Origin of the sequence: Streptomyces sp. NPDC006365, assembly GCF_042870755.1 — a bacterium.
GTDB classification, from domain to species: domain Bacteria; phylum Actinomycetota; class Actinomycetes; order Streptomycetales; family Streptomycetaceae; genus Streptomyces; species Streptomyces xiangluensis.
Map to the genome: position 1 here is coordinate 105,415 of NZ_JBIAHS010000027.1, position 16,462 is coordinate 121,876.

Sequence of the window (16,462 nt, forward strand, 5' to 3'; positions counted from 1 at the left end):
CCGCAAATCGACACAGCCCCGCACCCCCTCAGGGGGCGCTCCCCGTACCGCCCGCGGGAAAAGGGGAACTCACGGGCGTACCAGCAACTGGAACTCGAACGAGTAGCGCGATGCCCGGTACGTGTGGGTGCCGTATTCGACCGCCCGGCCCGTGTCGTCGAACGTCGTGCGTTGCATGGTGAGGAGGGGGGCGCCTTCGGGTTCGCCCAGGCGGTCCGCTTCCACGATGGTGGCGGCTCGGGCTCCTACCGTCTGGCGGGCGCTGTGCAGGGTGATGCCCGCGGCTCGCATCAGGCGGTACAGGCCGGTGGCCTCCAGTTGGGAGCTGTCCAGGTCGAGGAGGCCGGGCGGCAGGAAGTTGCAGAGGTACGCCATCGGCTCACCGTGGGCCAGGCGCAGCCGTTCCACCCGGTGTACGTCGCTGCCCTCGGCGACCGCGAGGGCGGCGGCGATCTCGGCCGATGCCGGGACGACGACGTTGACGAGGACCCTGGTAGCGGGGCGCTGGCCGGCCGCCTCCAGGTCGTCGTACAGGCTGCTGAGTTCCAGGGGGCGCTTGACCTGGCTGTGTACGACCTGGGTGCCGACGCCGCGGCGGCGTACGAGGAGGCCCTTGTCGACGAGAGACTGGATGGCCTGGCGGACCGTCGGCCGGGACAGGCCTAGCCGCGCGGCGAGCTCGATCTCGTTGCCGAGGAGGCTGCCGGGCGTGAGAGCGCCGTGCTCGATCGCCGCCTCGAGCTGTTGGGACAGCTGGAAGTACAGCGGCACCGGACTGCTCCGGTCGACGCTGAGCTGGAGCGTCACGGTCGGATCCACTTCTGGTTTGGGCACGGGGCGAGCGTAGCTCTGGTGAATGATGACGGGAAGTTGTGAAGTTCGATTGTCAGGACAAAGCTTGACAGCGAGCTGGTTCCAGCCGCAGTTTGATTCCATGCGCATCGGACTTATCGGAACGGGTCGTATCGGCACATTCCACGCGACGGCTCTCAGTCGCCATCGTGAGGTCGGTGGCTCTCTCATCGTCACGGACGCGGACACCGCCCGGGCCCGTGCGCTCGCGGACCGCCTGGGCGCCACGGCCGCTCCCGGCGTCGACGAGATCTTCACCTGGGGCGTGGACGCCGTCGTCATCACCACGGCCACGTCGGCACACGCCGAACTGATCGGTCGGGCAGCACGCGCGGGGCTCCCGGTGTTCTGCGAGAAGCCCATCGCCGTCGATCTGCCGGGCACGCTCGACGCACTCGCCGAGGTCGAGGCGGCCGGAACGATCCTGCAGATGGGCTTCCAGCGCCGCTTCGACGCGGGCTACACGGCCGCACGCGAGGCGGTGCGCTCGGGCAGCCTCGGGCGGCTGCACACCGTGCGGGCGATGACGTCGGACCAGACGCCGCCCCCGGCCGCGCATCTCCCCCTGTTGGGCGGCCTGTACCGGGACTGTCTGGTGCACGACTTCGACATCCTGCGCTGGGTCACCGGCCATGAGATCACCCAGGTGTACGCGATGGGCTCGGACGCCGGGCCCGCGATGTTCCGCGAGGCGCACGACATCGATACCGCCGCGGCCGTCCTGACCCTGGACGACGGCACGCTCGCCACGGCGACGGCGACCCGGATGAACGGTGCCGGATACGACGTACGCATGGAACTGGCCGGTGAGCTGGACCAGATCGGCGTCGGCCTGGACGACCGCACGCCGATCGGCTCCACCGAGCCGACCGGGCCGCCGCCCGCGACCAAGCCGTGGACCGGTTTCCTGGAGCGCTTCGCGCCCGCGTACGAGGCGGAGCTGCACGCCTTCGTCGAGGTCGTGCGCGGGGAGCGGGCCAACCCGTGCGACGGGCGCGAGGCGCTGCACGCGCTGCGCATCGCGGAGGCCTGCGAACTCTCGCGGCACGAGCGCCGGTTGGTGTCCTTGGCGGAGATCCCGGGCGGCCGGGACTGAACGCTCGGCTGGAGAGGCGGTGCGCAGGCTGCGGGCCGTCTGTGGTGGGGCGCCCGCGCGGCGAAGCCGCATATGTCACATCCCCGCTCCGCTGCTGGCGGACAACGACGTCACCGCCCCTGAAGGGGCGCGGTACGGCACGGGACTTCGGCAAGTCCGCTGTGCCGGCCCGCTACCGGCGCTCAGTGCTCGTCGCCCTCCAGGAGGCCCGCGTCATACGTCAACAGCGCGATTTGTACTCGGTTGTTGAGGTCGAGCTTGGCGAGGATGCGGGACACGTGTGTCTTGACGGTGGCGACGCTCATGAACAGCTCGCGGGCGATCTCGGCGTTCGAGTGCCCCTGTCCGACGGCGACGGCCACCTCGCGTTCGCGGTCGTTGAGTGCGGCGATGCGGGTACGGGCCGTCGTGCGCCGGGTGTCCAGGCCACCACCGGCGGCGTGCTCCATCAACTGGCGGGTGACCGTGGGGGAAAGCACGGGGTCGCCGGCCGCGACACGGCGTACGGCCTCGAGGATGTCCGCCGGTGGTGTGTCCTTGAGGACGAATCCGGCGGCACCGGCTCGCAGTGCCCTCAGGACCTGCTCGTCGGCGTGAAAGGTCGTCAGCACGACGACCTGCGGCGCATCCTCACGCCCCCTGAGCCGTTCCGTGGCGGCGAGTCCGTCCACGGTCGGCATCCGGATGTCCATGAGCACCACGTCGGGGCGGGTCCGCTCGACGAGTTCCTCCACCTCGCTCCCGTCGGAGGCCTCCCCCACGATTTCCAGATCATCGGCACCGCCCATCATGAAGGCCAGCCCGGCGCGAACCAGCGGGTCATCGTCGACGAGGAGCAGACGGATCGGAGTCATGGACCTCACGTAATCATGAAGTGGGGGCGCCCATGGGGGTGTTGGGTCGGGGTGCGTTCAGCGAGCAAAATACGTTCGCCTAGCCGCCCGACGCCCAGGGCAACCAGGCCGACACCTCGAAACCCCCGTCCCCCACCGGCCCATGCGAAAGCCGGCCCCCCGCCAACATCGCCCGCTCCGTCAACCCGATCAGCCCCTGCCCGGACCCGGGCACCAGCGGCACATCCCCCGGCGGAGCCGGATTGCGTACGGACACGGTGAGTCCCGAACCCGCCGCCCCCGAAATGGACACCGTCACCTCCGCCCCGGGCGCATGCTTGCGCGCATTGGTCAGCCCCTCCTGGGCGATGCGGTACGCGGTACGCCCCACGGAGGCGGGCACTGCGGCGGCATCGTCAACGCGGTTGTCGAGGCTCACCTTCATCCCGGCTTCACGCGACTCGGAGACCAGCGCCTCCAGCGCCCCGAGCGTCGGCTGGGGCCGACCGGGCTCCCCCGACTCCGCGCCACCGGGCCCGGCCCGCAACACCCCGATGATCTCCCGCAGGTCCTGCAACGCCTCGTGCGCACTCTCCCGGATGACCCCGGCAGCCCGAGCCACCTCCTCCCGAGGCGCGTCGGGCCGGAACTCCAACGCCCCCGCATGCACGCTCAGCAACGTCAGCCGATGGGCCAGTACGTCGTGCATCTCGCGAGCGATCCCCTCCCGTGCCAGCCGCTGCGCCTGTTCGGCACGGAGCGCGGCCTCCGTCTCGGCGCGCCGGGCGCGATCCCGCAGGCTCAGCAGGAGCTGGCGGCGGGAGCGGACGAACATGCCCCAGCCGAAGATCGCGGCGGTGAGCACCCACCCGAGGAGCACCGACGCGACGTAGTCGAGATCGGGCTCGGGCCGCACATAGTAGAAGAGCGGGAGCAGCGCGGCGTTGACACCGCCGGCCCAGGCGACGTACTTGAAGGGCCGGTGCACGGCCAGCGTGAACAGCGCCACCAGGCCCACCCCGCCCGCCGTGGTCGAGACGAAGCTGATGGGAACCATGGCTACGGCGAGGCCGACCGGCCAGCGGCGACGCAGCCAGACGGCGGCACAGGCAAACGCACCGACCCACTGGTCGGCGACCTCCAGCGCGTGCGGGAGGTCGGGGGCCTGGGACAGGGTGTCAGCACCGAGCAGGCCGACAATCACGGCCAGCAGGAAGGCGGCGAAGTCCACGGCCCAGTCCCGCACGGTACGCCGGGGCCGTCCCGTCCGCCCGACACGCGCCACCCGGTCGGGGTCTATCTCGACGGCGACCGCCGAGGGCAGCCAGCGCCGCCCGGGCAGCGGCACCGGGGCGGCCCCCGGCTCCGGTATCAGCCCCGCCGCTCCTGTCCCTACCGCTACCGCTCCCGGTCCCGGTCCCGCCCCCGACGCACGCTCGTTACCGCTCACGGTCGACAAATCTACGCATCAGCACCCACCCGCATCGCCCCTCTGTGCACGATCGCCGACCAAAGTCGCACCACCGAAGACTTTCGACGCGCCCTCCGCCCGGACTCCAGACTTCCGTCGGACATACCTCGCCCCGCGGCCGATGAGCGTGGGGGGTCCGCGGGGCGAGGATCCTGGCATGAAGCAGGTTCTGGAGTTTCTCGGCGTGATCGCTTTCCTGCAGGGCGCGGCCGGCCTGGTGCACGAGTTCACCGACTGGGACATCGGCCTCGTACAACGGGTCGGCTTCCTCGACGACTACGAGATCTACGCGAGCGTCGCACTACTGGTTCTGTCGTTCGCGCTGTTCGCAGTCGCCGAGAGCCGGAAACCCGGGTGACCGGCAGCGGTGATCAGCAGTGCCGGCCAGCAGCCGCACGGGGGGCGGCTGCTGGTCAACAGCTGTGGTTGACCAGCCGGAACGACTCGTAGTGGTCCGCCGTGTAGTAGTCCTCCTGCTGCTCCTCACCCGTGACGATGCGGCGTGCACCGCGGTCGTCGGAGCCGGGCGTGATCACCGTGTACTCGTGGTAGTAGCCGGTGTCCTGGTCAGGAAGGATGCCTTCGCGGTTCTGGAAGACGGTGCCGTCCTGGGGGAAGGGGAAGGGGCCGCCCGACTCGATCAGGTCGAGTGTGTCGTGCGCCTGGGACGGCAGTGCGCTGTAACAGACGTTGCCGACGGCGGCCGGCGCCGCGTTCGCGGGGACCGTGGCGGCGCCGCCGATGAGCAGGGCGGATGTGAGGGCGACCAGAGCGCCGATGCGAGTGCTGCGTGGGGGGAATCTCATGGCTCCTAGCATGACGCGCGTAGACGCTGGCATGTCAATGTCAACGGCGACAATTTCGCCCGGCAAGTCGCATGATTTTTCCGGGAGTTAACCTGTCCGCGCGCCGGCACCTCGGCCCTACGCAGTCTCCGCCGGCAGCTCGTACGATCCGTACTCCGGGCGCCCTGCCAGCTCATACGTGTGGATGGCGACACCCGTGCTCGTGATGCGCGCCTCGGTGTGAGTGAACGCGGTCGGTACGGCGCCTTCGGCGAAGAGACGGCGACCCGTGCCGAGCACGACCGGGAAGGTCAGCAGCTGCACGGTGTCGACGAGGTCGAGTGCGAGCAGGGACTGGGCGAGGTCGCCGCTGCCGTGGGTCTGGAGCTCCCCGTCGGTGTTCTCCTTGATCGCGGTGACTTCCTTGGCGAGGTCGCCGCGGACGACCGTGGTACCGGCCCAGTCGGCCTGCGTCAGGGTCGACGAGGCGACGTACTTGGGCAGGGAGTTGAGCTTGCCCGCGACCGGGTCGTCCGGATCGGTGACCCTGGGCCAGTGCGCGGCGAAGATCTCGTACGTCCGACGCCCGAGCAGGAACGCGCCCGCCCGGCCGAAGACCTCGTCGATGAACCGTCCGAAGTCCTCATCACCGTACGGAACGCTCCAGCCGCCGTGCTCGAACCCGTCGCGCGTGTCCTCGTTGGGACCGCCTGGCGCCTGCATGACGCCGTCGAGGGTGACGAAGCTGGTGAGACTGAGCTTGCCCATGATGACTGCCTTCCTTGGAGGGAGATGCTGTCTCTGCCATCAGCTCAGACCGCTCCTGCGCCCGCAACTCATCGGTCCGTGGACTCGTGTGCGCGGCGTCGGGCCGACAGGGGGTTCATCGCCCCCGCCTCAGCCCCCCACCTCCCGAAGCCGCCCCCGCAACCCCGCGACCCCCTCCTCCGTCAGCGCCCCGAACAGCCGCAGCCGCGAGATCCCTCCATCCGGGAAGATGTCCACGCGCGCGTGCGTACCCACGACCGGTACGGACAGGACGAAGCGATGGTTCGTATCCGGCTGTAGGCGGGTCCGGGGCAGGACCTCGACCCAGTCGCCGCTCTCGGTGTCCCTCACCGACACCGAAGCCCACCCGGCCGAATTGCCCTTCAGATACGCCGTATCGATCTCGATCGCCCGGATCTCGGACCGAGCGACAAGCCGGTAGCGAATCCAGTCGTGGCCGGTGTCACGACGCCGACGCGTCTCCCAGCCGTCGTCCATCTTCCGGGAACGGCCCGGCTGGATGGTGTTGGTGGCGGGCGAGTAGAAGAGGTTGGACGCGTCCTCGGCCCGGCCGCCGTTCTCCAGGGCCACGACGTCGAAGGTGCCGAGCACGGACAGCCACTCAGGGTCCGGCACGACCTCGCCGTACACGCGGAGTCGGGCGATGCCCCCGTCGGGATGCTGGTTGACGCGCAGATGCGTGAACCGCTGCTCCAGGGCGACGTCGAAGCCATTGGCCGCGTGGCCGCCAACGGCCGTACGGGGCACGAGAGTCGTCCACTTCACGTCGTCCGACAGCAACTCCTCCGGCGACGGCGCCCCCGGCACCGACACGCCCTCGACCGACACCTCCTGCGGGTAGTTGCCGCGGAAGTGCGCGGTGTCGACGACGACGCCGCGTACGACACCGGGGGCGCCGAGGCGTACGAGCGCCCAGTCGTGGTCCTCGGCCGTGGGCCAGGGATGGTCCGCGGAGGCGCCCCGGCGGCGCCGTGTCTCCCAGCCATCCATGATCTTGCCCTTGTGCCCGAAGCGCTCGGGGTCGAACTCGGCGCGCTCGGGCACGAGCAGATTCTCGCGCTGGGCGAAGAACTCGTCGTTGGCGGCGATGACACCGGCACCGAGTCGGCGGTCGGCGAGGTTGGCATACCGCGTGAAGGGGAAGTCGGCGGTGCGGTAGTCCGCGTACGGGTCGCCGCCCCCGTACGGGCTCGCGTCGCCGGTGAAACGAGCCAGAGGGGATTGATGCTGCGCCGTCACGGTAATCAGTTGTTCCTCTCGAGAAGTCGGCCCGCGGGTTCACCGAACTCGCCGTCGGCCACGATGCGTTCGCCGCGCAGCCAGGTGGACTTGACGACGCCGTGCAGGGTCCGGCCCGCGTACGCCGTGACCCGGTTGCGGTGGTGCAGCGCGGCGGGGTCGACGGTGAAGGTCTCGTCGGGCGCGAGAACCGCGAAGTCGGCGTCGCGGCCGGCCTCGATGGCGCCCTTCTGGGAGAGTCCGGCCAGCTCGGCGGGGCGCGCGGACATCCAGCGGACGACGTCCTCGAGGGACCGGCCCCGTCTGCGCGCCTCCGTCCAGATCGCCGAGAGGCCCAGCTGGAGCGAGGAGATGCCACCCCAGGCGGTGGCGAAGTCGGCGGTCTTGAGGTCGGCGGTGGAGGGCGAGTGGTCGGACACGATGCAGTCGATCGTGCCGTCGATCAGGCCCTGCCACAGCGCGTCCTGGTTGGCCGCCTCACGGATCGGCGGGCAGCACTTGAACTCGCTTGCCCCGTCCGGGACTTCCTCGGCCGTGAGCGTGAGGTAGTGCGGACAGGACTCGACAGTCAGCCGTACGCCCTCCTGCTTGGCGGCGGCGATCAGAGGAAGCGCGTCGCTGGACGAGAGGTGCAGCACGTGCACGCGCGCGTGGAGGCGCTCCGCCTGCGCGATGAGCTGGGCGATGGCGGTGTTCTCGGCGTCGCGCGGCCTGGAGGCGAGGAAGTCGGCGTAGGTGCCGCCGCTCCTCTGAGGGGCGGCGGCAAGCTGGTGCGGGTCCTCGGCGTGCACGATCAGCAGGCCGTCGAACCCGGCGATCTCGGCCAGCGAACGGGCGAGTTGCTCCTGGTCCAGCTCGGGGAACTCGTCCACTCCTGAGGGCGACAGGAACGCCTTGAAGCCGAAGACTCCGGCGTCGTGCAGCGGTCGTAGGTCCTTGACGTTGTCGGGCAGGGCCCCGCCCCAGAAGCCGACGTCGATGTGCGCCTTGGACCGGGCGACGTCCTTCTTGGTACGAAGATGGTCGACCGTCGTGGTCGGCGGAAGGGAGTTGAGGGGCATGTCGATCAGCGTCGTGATGCCACCGGCCGCCGCGGCGCGGGTGGCGGTCCAGAAGCCCTCCCACTCCGTGCGGCCCGGGTCGTTGACGTGCACGTGGGTGTCGACGAGGCCGGGCAGCAGGACGTCGTCGCCGAAGTCCTCCACCCGCGCTCCGGCGGGCACTTCGGCGTCGTACGGCAGTACGTCCGTGATCCTGCCCGCGGCGACCGCGACCGAGGCGGCGCGCGTCCCTTCAGGAGTGATGACACGCGTCGAGCGCAGGATGAGCTCGCCCCGTCGCTCGCCCTGCCCTGCGCTCCATCGGTCGCCGGACACCCGGACCCCTCTCTGCCGCTCTGTTCCGCGCTGCCGTTTCCTTCCGCCTCTTCCGCAGTGCGAAATTCAACGTTATGTTGAAGGAGTCTTCACCGCAGGCTCCACCCCGTCAAGAGCACGCCCCTTCGCCTGGACCATTCCGTAAAGCGGAATTAACATTCCATCAAGCAGAACGTAGTTATCCACAGCCGGTCAGTCAACACACTGACCGGCCGATAGGCTTCCTCTCCTGCCGGACCTGAAAGGAACGCCCCGTGCCGACGTCCAGCGCCAGCGACGCCCCCGCGGATGCCTCCGCATCGAAGAACTCCGCACCCAGCGGTGGCGTCCAGTCCCTCGAGCGCGCCTTCGACCTGCTGGAGAGAATGGCGGACGCGGGCGGCGAGGTCGGCCTCAGCGAGCTCTCCGTGAGCAGCGGGCTTCCGCTGCCGACGATCCACCGGCTGATGCGCACGCTGGTTGCCTGCGGTTATGTACGACAGCAGGCCAACCGCCGGTACGCGCTCGGCCCCCGCTTGATCCGCCTCGGCGAGTCCGCGTCCCGGCTGCTCGGCACCTGGGCCCGGCCCTACCTGGCGCGCCTGGTCGAGGAGACCGGCGAGACGGCGAACATGGCGCTGCTCGACGGCGACGAGATCGTGTACGTCGCGCAGGTCCCGTCCAAGCACTCGATGCGGATGTTCACCGAGGTCGGCCGTCGGGTGCTGCCGCACTCCACCGGCGTCGGCAAGGCCCTGCTCGCCCACCTCCCGGCAAGCGAGGTGCGCGCACTGCTGTCCCGCACAGGCATGCCGGCCGCCACAGAGAAGACGATCACCTCGCCCGACGCATTCCTCACCGCACTGGAGGAGGTACGCCGCTCCGGGTACGCGGTGGACGACAACGAGCAGGAGATCGGCGTCCGCTGCCTAGCAGTCTCCGTGCCCAACTCCCCCACCGCGGCGGCGATTTCGATCTCCGGCCCGGCCGGCCGCGTCACGGAGGAGATGACGGAGAAGACCGTGCCCGTGCTGCAACAGGTCGCGGTGGAACTGTCGGAGGCACTGGCAAGTTCGGGGCCGGGCGCCTGATCGGGGCGCCCCGCAGGGGCGCGAGGCAGTGACATTGTGCGGCTCCGCCGCGATGGGGGTGCCCCGCTCATGGGGCTCCCACCGCTCGAGCGGAGCCGGGAGTGGGGAAGCGACGAGCCACAACGGACCCGCAGCTTCGAACCGTTCCAGCCCAGCGCTCAGCGGCCCGGCTCCCCGAAGAGCTCCACCGCGCTGCGCACATCCTGCAGCCCCGGTGCCAGCGCACTCACCGATCCGATGGAGCCGGCGATCAGCAGCAGCGAGCGGCGCAGCCGCGGTACCTCCGGGATGCCGCTGACGGTCATCGCGGCGAGCGCGGCAAGCTCGTCCTCCGCGATCCCGCGATCCGGGAGTTCGGCAGGATGCGCGGCGAGTTCGCGGCGCAGCCTGGACACCGCGGTCCTGAGCTCCGCCACCCTCGGATCCTCGTCGCTGCCGGTCACTGGCCTCTGTCCCAAGCTCCGCAACACAGCTCTCCCCCCTCGCACTCCTTTGTGCGCCTGACGTACTGCTTCTGTCGAGCACCCCGTGGCGTTGGTCAGGCACCGGGGACCGCGGGCCAGTAAACGCCACCCCCAGCGGTGGGCGCCACTCCAAGGGCCGAAATTCAGTCCTTGGACACCATGAACTCGCCGTGCTGTCAGGTATGCAAGAGGCATGACAGCGAAACGGGACCAGGTGGCGGGGCTGCTGCTCGCGGCGGGCGGAGGCCGTCGGCTCGGCGGGCGGCCCAAGGCGCTGCTCGAACACCGGGGGCGCCCCCTCGTCGAGTACGCGGCGGGGGTGCTGCGTGCGGGCGGCTGCGCCCGGGTGCATGTGGTCCTGGGGGCACGGGCGGGCCTTGTCCGTTCCACGGCCGTACTGCCCGACTGCGTCCTGATCGACAACGCCCAGTGGGAGGAGGGCATGGGCTCCTCCCTGCGGGCCGGGCTCGACTCGCTGGCCGGAACGGGGGCGCGGGCAGCCCTCGTATCACTGGTCGACCAGCCCGGCATCGGGCCGGAGGCGGTGGCCCGCGTGCTCGCCACGTACGCCTCCGAGACATCGCTCGCGGCAGCCGCGTACGACGGTGTACGCGGCCATCCCGTGCTGTTCGGCGCCGACCACTGGCCCGGCATCAGCGCGACGGCGGTCGGGGATCGCGGGGCACGCGCCTACCTGAAGGCGCACGAGGACGCGATCACGCTTGTCGAGTGCGGTGATGTTGCGCAGGCGTACGACATCGACACGGAAGGCGACTTGGTCCACCTCGAGTGAGCCGCATGTCGCCAGAGCGCCCGCCCCTGTTGTCTCGGCCCTTGCCTCGACTCGGAGAATCTCGACATCAACAAAACATTGAACTTCCACCATGAGGAAATTAGTATCCATTGACACCCAGTGCCGCCGTGTACTGAAGTCAGCTCGCTGAAGGAAGTGACAGCTCATGTCCGCACCAGCGCCGTCTCCGCTGGCCATCGTCGACGCCGAGCCCCTGCCCCGGCAGGGTGAGGTCCTCACGGACGCGGCGCTCGCCTTCTTGGCCGAGCTGCACCGGCGGTTCACGCCCCGGCGTGACGAGCTCCTCGCCCGTCGCGCCGAGCGCCGCGCCGGGATCGCCCGTACGTCCACGCTCGACTTCCTCCCCGAGACCGCCGCCATCCGGGCCGACGACTCCTGGAAGGTGGGCCCGGCACCGGAGGCCCTGAACGACCGCCGCGTCGAGATCACCGGCCCCACCGACCGCAAGATGACCATCAACGCCCTCAACTCGGGCGCCAAGGTCTGGCTCGCGGACTTCGAGGACGCCTCGGCGCCCACCTGGGAGAACGTGGTCCTCGGCCAGCTCAACCTGACCGACGCGTACGAGCGCCGTATCGACTTCACGTCCCCCGAGGGCAAGTCGTACGCCCTGAAGCCGGCCGAAGAGCTGGCGACGGTCGTGATGCGCCCGCGCGGCTGGCACCTGAGCGAGCGCCATCTGGTGGACGATTCGGGCACCCCCGTCCCGGGGGCGCTCGTCGACTTCGGTCTGTACTTCTTCCACAACGCGCAGCGCCTGCTGGACCTCGGCAAGGGCCCGTACTTCTACCTCCCCAAGACGGAGTCGTACCTGGAGGCCCGCCTCTGGAACGACGTGTTCGTCTTCGCGCAGGACTACGTCGGCATTCCGCAGGGCACCATCCGCGCCACCGTCCTCATCGAGACGATCACGGCGGCGTACGAGATGGAGGAGATCCTGTACGAGCTCCGCGACCACGCCTCGGGGTTGAACGCGGGCCGCTGGGACTACCTCTTCTCCATCGTCAAGAACTTCCGTGACGGCGGGCCGAAGTTCGTGCTGCCGGACCGCAACGCGGTGACGATGACCGCCCCGTTCATGCGCGCGTACACCGAACTCCTCGTGCGCACCTGCCACAAGCGCGGGGCGCACGCGATCGGCGGCATGGCGGCGTTCATCCCCTCGCGGCGCGACGAGGAGGTCAACAAGGTCGCCTTCGAGAAGGTCAAGGCCGACAAGGACCGTGAGGCGAGGGACGGCTTCGACGGCTCCTGGGTGGCGCATCCGGACCTGGTGCCGATCGCGATGGCGTCCTTCGACGCGGTGCTCGGCGAGAAGCCCAACCAGAAGGACCGGCTGCGCGAGGACGTCGACGTCAAGGCCGCCGACCTGATCGCCATCGATTCGCTGGACGCGAAGCCGACGTACGCGGGCCTGGTCAACGCCGTCCAGGTCGGCATCCGCTACATCGAGGCCTGGCTGCGCGGCCTCGGCGCTGTCGCCATCTTCAACCTCATGGAAGACGCGGCCACCGCCGAGATCTCCCGCTCCCAGATCTGGCAGTGGATCAACGCGGGCGTGGAGTTCGAGAACGGCGAAAAGGCCACACCGGAGCTGGCCCGCAAGGTCGCTGCCGAGGAACTGGCCGCCATCCGCGCCGAGTTGGGCGACGAGGCCTTCGCGGCCGGCAACTGGCAGCAGGCCCACGACCTGCTCCTGAAGGTGTCGCTGGACGAGGAGTACGTGGACTTCCTGACGCTGCCCGCGTACGAGCAGCTCACCGGCTGAGTCAGCCCGCAGACCGAGTCAGTCCGCCGGTTTCTCCGAGTGGCCCAGGGTCCTGCCCGGGGCCACTCGGTCGCGTACGAGGCGCTTGACGGCCGTCGGCTCCGGGAAGCCCTGCTCGCGCCGGTCCCAGACCACCTCGTCGTCGACGCGCACGACGAACACCCCGCCCGTGCCCGGCTTCAGGGACAGCTCCGTCAGCTCGGTCTCGAACGTGGTCAACAGCTCCTGCGCCAGCCATGCCGCGCGGGGCAGCCAGCGGCACTGGGTGCAGTACTCGATCTGAACGCGGTGGGTCATCCGAGGTGTACCGACCAATCCTGTTCCGCCGCCGGTTTGCCGTGCAGGTCGGGGACCTGCTGGAGCCACTTCGGACGGCCTCTCTGACTCTTCGCCGCGCGGAGGGCCTCCTCGGCGGCGAGTTCCTCCCGGGTGGGGAAATCCGTGGGCAGCCACGCCGCCGATGCGCGCACGCGCGCGTGGAGGTAGCCGGCGTAGGCCTCGCGCAGCTCGTCGGGCGTGGCGAAGCCCGGCTCGTCCGCGAGCCAGGCGTCCGGCACTTCGGCCGTGATCTCGCGGAGCAGCCGTTCGGTCACGCGGAGCGCCAGCTCGGCGTCGGCGGCCCGTACGTCCGGGGCGTAGTGGCCGAGCGCGTGGTGCCGGAAGTCATACGCCTTCTCCGGTTCCGTCGCGTCCCAGCGGTGGTGGAAGACGAGGGCGGCGCCGTGGTCGATCAGCCACAGGTGCGGGGGCGCGGTGCCGAACGTGGGCCAGACCATCAGGTTGGAGCTGTGGACCGTACGGTCGACGTTGACGGTCAGTGCGTCGAGCCAGACGATCCGGCCCGCCTCCAGCGGGTCCACGCGGAACGTCTCGGCGACCTCGGGCGTGAAGTCCTTCGCGCCCGGCAGGAAGTCCATGCCGAGGTTGATGCCGGCGCTGACGCTGTGCAGGTCCCGCACCTCCTGATGCGGCTCCCCGTCGGCGATCGACGGGTCGAAATGCACCAGGACCAGCTCGGGGAACCGCAACCCCAGCGCACGGGCCAGCTCACCCACGATCACCTCGGCGACCAGCGCCTTCCTGCCCTGCGCGGAGCCGGTGAACTTCACGACGTAGGTGCCGAGGTCGTCGGCCTCGACGATTCCGGGGACGGAGCCGCCGGATCGCAGAGGTTCTATGTAGCGGGTCGCAGTGACCTCTCTCATCATTCTCTTAGGCCACCCACCTCTTTGACCTTGCAATTCAACGGACACTCCCCGAGGTGCCGGACAGCGGGAATCGCGCGTCGTCAACCCTGGGGCGAATCTGGGGAGTTTCGACCGGCACGCAGATCTCCCTGCCTCCCCAGTGGTCCGTCAATGGCCGTCCACCCCTTGCTTCCGGCCTCCGGCATGGAGTGAGCATAGTAACCGGGGGTGATCGCCGGGGAGGAGTGCCCGAGCCACCGCGCCACGGTCACTGCGGACTCTCCCGCCTCCGGCATGATCGAGGCACAGGTGCGCCGCAGTACGTGGAAGCCGTCCTTCGGAGCCGCTTCCCACTGCCAGTACCGCGGGGCCGGTGCCGGTGGCCACGTCGAGGACACGGCATGCCCGTCCGGGCGAGGTAGGGCCGAGCTCGGCCAGGGCTGTGGCGGTCACGTCGTCGGCGGCGTGGGCCCAGGCATCGCCGACGGCGGCGTAGTCGCCGCCGCTCCAGCCGCCGGTCACCGGCCGCGGCTCCGGTCCGGGAGAAGCGGGGCGTGCAGTGCGACGCCGTGCTGGGCCGCCAGCGTCTCCGGCAAACCGGCCAAGCCCAGCAGCTGTTCGATGTGGTGCACCCCGGTCGGCGGAGTCCCGGTGAGCAGTTCACGGGTCACGTACGCGGCGACCAGACCGGTGTTCCTGCTCTGTCCGCGTCCGGTGAGAGCCCAGGCCGCGTGCCGGTCACCGCGCCGGGCGTCGACGCGGATCGCGAAGCCGTCGCTCCCGACGTGGACCCGGCGGAAGGCGCCGGTCAGCATCCGCCGTATACCCGGGCGGCCGGCGGCACGGAGCAGCCCGGTGCGGCGGGCGGCGAAGAGCGCAGCGCCATACGGTCCAGCTCCGCTTCGCCGAGGCGCTGACGGCCAAGACCGGCGGCGCGCTGCGCGAGGGCCACGACGCCTCCTCGGCCGCCGACATCGCCCTGGCCGTTCTCGGTCCGGAGACCTACGACCTGCTGGTCACCGGTCGCGGCTGGTCCCCGGCGCGCTGGGAGCGGTGGGCGACGGACGCGCTCGTTCGCCAGCTGCTCCCGTGAGGGGCAACGCCCCCTGCCGCGCCGCACCCTCAGCTCCTCGAACCGGGCCCGCCCCCTCCCGGACCCGCTGCCAGGCTCCGCGGTACAGATCGGCGGCGGGTTCCACCGGTACGACCACGTCCAGGGGGCGTGGTCGCCGCTGACCAGGTTCGCCCCCGGAATGTCCGCGGGATGGATCCGTCCGTATGCCCGCCCCGGTCCGGATCCCGTGCTGACCCACCACGCCGAGCTCGCACCGGACCCGGCACGGGCAAACGAGCCGGTCTCCGCCTGAGGTGCGGCCCGCCGAACGCCCGCTCAGGAGCGAGACCGCACAGGTGGTTAGGCTGATCGCGCGAACCACAGGTGCGCGCCCCCTACCGCCCGAGCCGGTGCACCCGGCGCACGGCTCCGCAGGTCGAGGAGGTCTCCATGCGGCTGGCACACGTGCTCGCCACCGCCCTCACGGCGGCCCTCCTGCTCGCGGGATGCGGCGGGAGCGACGCGCCGCCCCGTCCGTCGGGCGAGGTCACGGTGGCCACCGGCAACCGGGGCGGGGTCTACGCGGAGTACGGCGCCGGATACGCCGATCTCATCGAACGCCGGCTTCCCGCCACCTCCGCCCGGGTCCTGCACACCGGCGGCAGTGTCGACAACCTCCGCCGGGTGGGCGCGGGCGAGGCCCGGGTGGGCTTCACGCTCGCCGACTCCGCCGCGGACGCCATCGCCGGGCGCGCGCCCTTCACCGGTCGTGTACCCGTGGTGGCGCTGGCCGCGCTGTACGACAACTACGTGCAGCTCGTGGTCGCCGCCGACAGCCCGGTGCGCAGCGTGAAGGAGCTGCGCGGGCGGCGGGTCTCCGTGGGCGCCGAGGGATCGGGCACCGCGATCGTCGCCGAACGCGTCCTGGACGTCGCGGGGCTCTCCGCCGACGACGACGTGACCGGACAGCGGCTCGATGTACGCGAGTCGGCGTCCGCCCTGGCCGACGGGCGGATCGACGCCTTCTTCTGGAGCGGTGGCCTGCCCACGGCGGCGATCACGGAGCTGCGCCGGACCACACCGATCCGCCTGGTCGACCTCGGCGACGTGGTCGGCGCCCTCACCGAGTCCTACGGTGAGCTCTACACGGAGACCACCGTGCCCGCCGTCGTCTACGGGGCGCAGAGTGCGGTGACCACGGTCAGCGTGCCGAACGCCCTGGTGGTGCGGCGGGACATGCCGGAGGCGGAGGCGTACTGGCTGACCCGGCTGCTGTTCGACGGTCAGTCACGGCTGATCCGTGCCCACCCGGAGGCCCGCCGCCTGGACCGGCGTACGGCGATCGCCACATACCCGCTGGACCTGCACCCCGGCGCGGAGCGCTGGTACCGCGAGTCACATCCCTGACGTCAGGGCTCGGCGGCCGGGCGCGCGGGAGCGGCGGGCAGCCGTACGGTGGCGGACAGTCCGTGCGGCTGTGCGGCTGCCAGGAGCAGTTCGCCGCCGCCCGCCTCCACCACCATGCGGGTGAGCGCGAGGCCGAGCCCCGTGCCGCGGACGTTCTGGTGGCGTGTGCTACGCCAGAACCTCCCGCCCGCCTGGGAGAGTTCCTCCGCGGTCAGGCCCGGACCGGCATCCCGTACCGTCACATCCACCGTCCCCGC

The 16,462-nt window shown here is 70.5% G+C and carries 19 protein-coding genes; 6 read left to right on the forward strand and 13 right to left on the reverse strand.

Annotation, left to right across the window (positions count from 1 at the left end):
* Nucleotides 1-69: 69 nt before the first annotated feature.
* Entirely contained in the window at nt 70-807 is a 738-nt protein-coding gene (locus tag ACFYO0_RS42595) for a GntR family transcriptional regulator (protein WP_388687107.1), read from the reverse strand.
* Between the two features lie 127 nt (nt 808-934).
* Here ACFYO0_RS42595 and ACFYO0_RS42600 point away from each other — a divergent pair, with 127 nt between their 5' ends.
* Nucleotides 935-1,948, forward strand: a complete 1,014-nt coding sequence (locus ACFYO0_RS42600) for a Gfo/Idh/MocA family oxidoreductase (RefSeq protein ID WP_388687077.1) — start codon at nt 935-937, stop codon at nt 1,946-1,948.
* Between the two features lie 182 nt (nt 1,949-2,130).
* Here the strand turns inward: ACFYO0_RS42600 and ACFYO0_RS42605 are convergent, their stop codons facing one another.
* Both ACFYO0_RS42605 and ACFYO0_RS42610 read right to left on the reverse strand, forming a co-directional pair.
* A complete protein-coding gene (locus ACFYO0_RS42605) occupies nt 2,131-2,802 on the reverse strand; it encodes a response regulator (protein WP_388687079.1) in 672 nt (223 codons plus the stop codon).
* A gap of 79 nt (nt 2,803-2,881) precedes the next feature.
* Nucleotides 2,882-4,156 (reverse strand): sensor histidine kinase, encoded by a 1,275-nt coding sequence (locus ACFYO0_RS42610; RefSeq protein ID WP_388687109.1) that lies wholly within the window; start codon nt 4,154-4,156, stop codon nt 2,882-2,884.
* A 253-nt stretch (nt 4,157-4,409) separates the two neighbouring features.
* On the opposite strand from ACFYO0_RS42610, the gene ACFYO0_RS42615 reads away from it, so the two are divergent.
* Complete coding sequence (locus ACFYO0_RS42615) at nt 4,410-4,610, forward strand: hypothetical protein (protein WP_388687081.1); 201 nt, start codon at nt 4,410-4,412, stop codon at nt 4,608-4,610.
* A gap of 55 nt (nt 4,611-4,665) precedes the next feature.
* Here ACFYO0_RS42615 and ACFYO0_RS42620 read toward each other — a convergent pair whose 3' ends face one another.
* The 4 genes from ACFYO0_RS42620 to allB all read right to left on the reverse strand — a co-directional run bounded on the left by ACFYO0_RS42620 (nt 4,666) and on the right by allB (nt 8,441).
* Nucleotides 4,666-5,058, reverse strand: a complete 393-nt coding sequence (locus ACFYO0_RS42620) for a ribonuclease domain-containing protein (RefSeq protein WP_388687082.1) — start codon at nt 5,056-5,058, stop codon at nt 4,666-4,668.
* 117 nt (nt 5,059-5,175) lie between these two features.
* On the reverse strand, nt 5,176-5,805 hold the full coding sequence (locus tag ACFYO0_RS42625) for a dihydrofolate reductase family protein (protein WP_388687084.1): 630 nt from the start codon (nt 5,803-5,805) through the stop codon (nt 5,176-5,178).
* 129 nt (nt 5,806-5,934) lie between these two features.
* Entirely contained in the window at nt 5,935-7,065 is a 1,131-nt protein-coding gene (gene alc / locus ACFYO0_RS42630; RefSeq protein ID WP_388687085.1) for an allantoicase, read from the reverse strand.
* Nucleotides 7,066-7,070: 5 nt separating this feature from the next.
* Complete coding sequence (allB, locus tag ACFYO0_RS42635) at nt 7,071-8,441, reverse strand: allantoinase AllB (protein ID WP_388687087.1); 1,371 nt, start codon at nt 8,439-8,441, stop codon at nt 7,071-7,073.
* A 254-nt stretch (nt 8,442-8,695) separates the two neighbouring features.
* Between allB and ACFYO0_RS42640 the strand changes: the two genes are divergently transcribed.
* The gene (locus ACFYO0_RS42640; RefSeq protein WP_388687089.1) at nt 8,696-9,511 is read left to right on the forward strand and encodes an IclR family transcriptional regulator; all 816 of its coding nucleotides are present in this window, start codon (nt 8,696-8,698) and stop codon (nt 9,509-9,511) included.
* A gap of 158 nt (nt 9,512-9,669) precedes the next feature.
* Here ACFYO0_RS42640 and ACFYO0_RS42645 read toward each other — a convergent pair whose 3' ends face one another.
* Complete coding sequence (locus tag ACFYO0_RS42645; RefSeq protein WP_386344984.1) at nt 9,670-9,954, reverse strand: DUF5955 family protein; 285 nt, start codon at nt 9,952-9,954, stop codon at nt 9,670-9,672.
* Between the two features lie 214 nt (nt 9,955-10,168).
* Here ACFYO0_RS42645 and ACFYO0_RS42650 point away from each other — a divergent pair, with 214 nt between their 5' ends.
* Entirely contained in the window at nt 10,169-10,768 is a 600-nt protein-coding gene (locus ACFYO0_RS42650) for an NTP transferase domain-containing protein (RefSeq protein ID WP_388687091.1), read from the forward strand.
* A gap of 166 nt (nt 10,769-10,934) precedes the next feature.
* The gene (gene aceB / locus ACFYO0_RS42655) at nt 10,935-12,557 is read left to right on the forward strand and encodes a malate synthase A (protein ID WP_388687093.1); all 1,623 of its coding nucleotides are present in this window, start codon (nt 10,935-10,937) and stop codon (nt 12,555-12,557) included.
* 18 nt (nt 12,558-12,575) lie between these two features.
* Here aceB and ACFYO0_RS42660 read toward each other — a convergent pair whose 3' ends face one another.
* The 4 genes from ACFYO0_RS42660 to ACFYO0_RS42675 all read right to left on the reverse strand — a co-directional run bounded on the left by ACFYO0_RS42660 (nt 12,576) and on the right by ACFYO0_RS42675 (nt 14,559).
* Nucleotides 12,576-12,854 carry a SelT/SelW/SelH family protein gene (locus ACFYO0_RS42660; protein ID WP_344393872.1) on the reverse strand — a complete coding sequence of 93 codons (279 nt, stop codon included), beginning with the start codon at nt 12,852-12,854 and terminating at the stop codon, nt 12,576-12,578.
* A complete protein-coding gene (locus ACFYO0_RS42665; RefSeq protein WP_388687094.1) occupies nt 12,851-13,765 on the reverse strand; it encodes a HipA family kinase in 915 nt (304 codons plus the stop codon). Before ACFYO0_RS42665 ends, ACFYO0_RS42660 begins: the two co-directional genes overlap by 4 nt.
* An 80-nt stretch (nt 13,766-13,845) precedes the next feature.
* Nucleotides 13,846-14,142, reverse strand: coding sequence for a tyrosine-type recombinase/integrase (locus ACFYO0_RS42670; protein ID WP_388687095.1), 297 nt, complete (start codon nt 14,140-14,142; stop codon nt 13,846-13,848).
* A 120-nt stretch (nt 14,143-14,262) separates the two neighbouring features.
* The gene (locus ACFYO0_RS42675; protein WP_388687097.1) at nt 14,263-14,559 is read right to left on the reverse strand and encodes a hypothetical protein; all 297 of its coding nucleotides are present in this window, start codon (nt 14,557-14,559) and stop codon (nt 14,263-14,265) included.
* 689 nt (nt 14,560-15,248) lie between these two features.
* Between ACFYO0_RS42675 and ACFYO0_RS42680 the strand changes: the two genes are divergently transcribed.
* Nucleotides 15,249-16,205, forward strand: a complete 957-nt coding sequence (locus ACFYO0_RS42680; RefSeq protein WP_388687099.1) for a TAXI family TRAP transporter solute-binding subunit — start codon at nt 15,249-15,251, stop codon at nt 16,203-16,205.
* A 2-nt stretch (nt 16,206-16,207) separates the two neighbouring features.
* Here ACFYO0_RS42680 and ACFYO0_RS42685 read toward each other — a convergent pair.
* On the reverse strand, nt 16,208-16,462 hold a 255-nt coding region (locus ACFYO0_RS42685; RefSeq protein ID WP_388687101.1), incomplete at its 5' end, for an ATP-binding protein.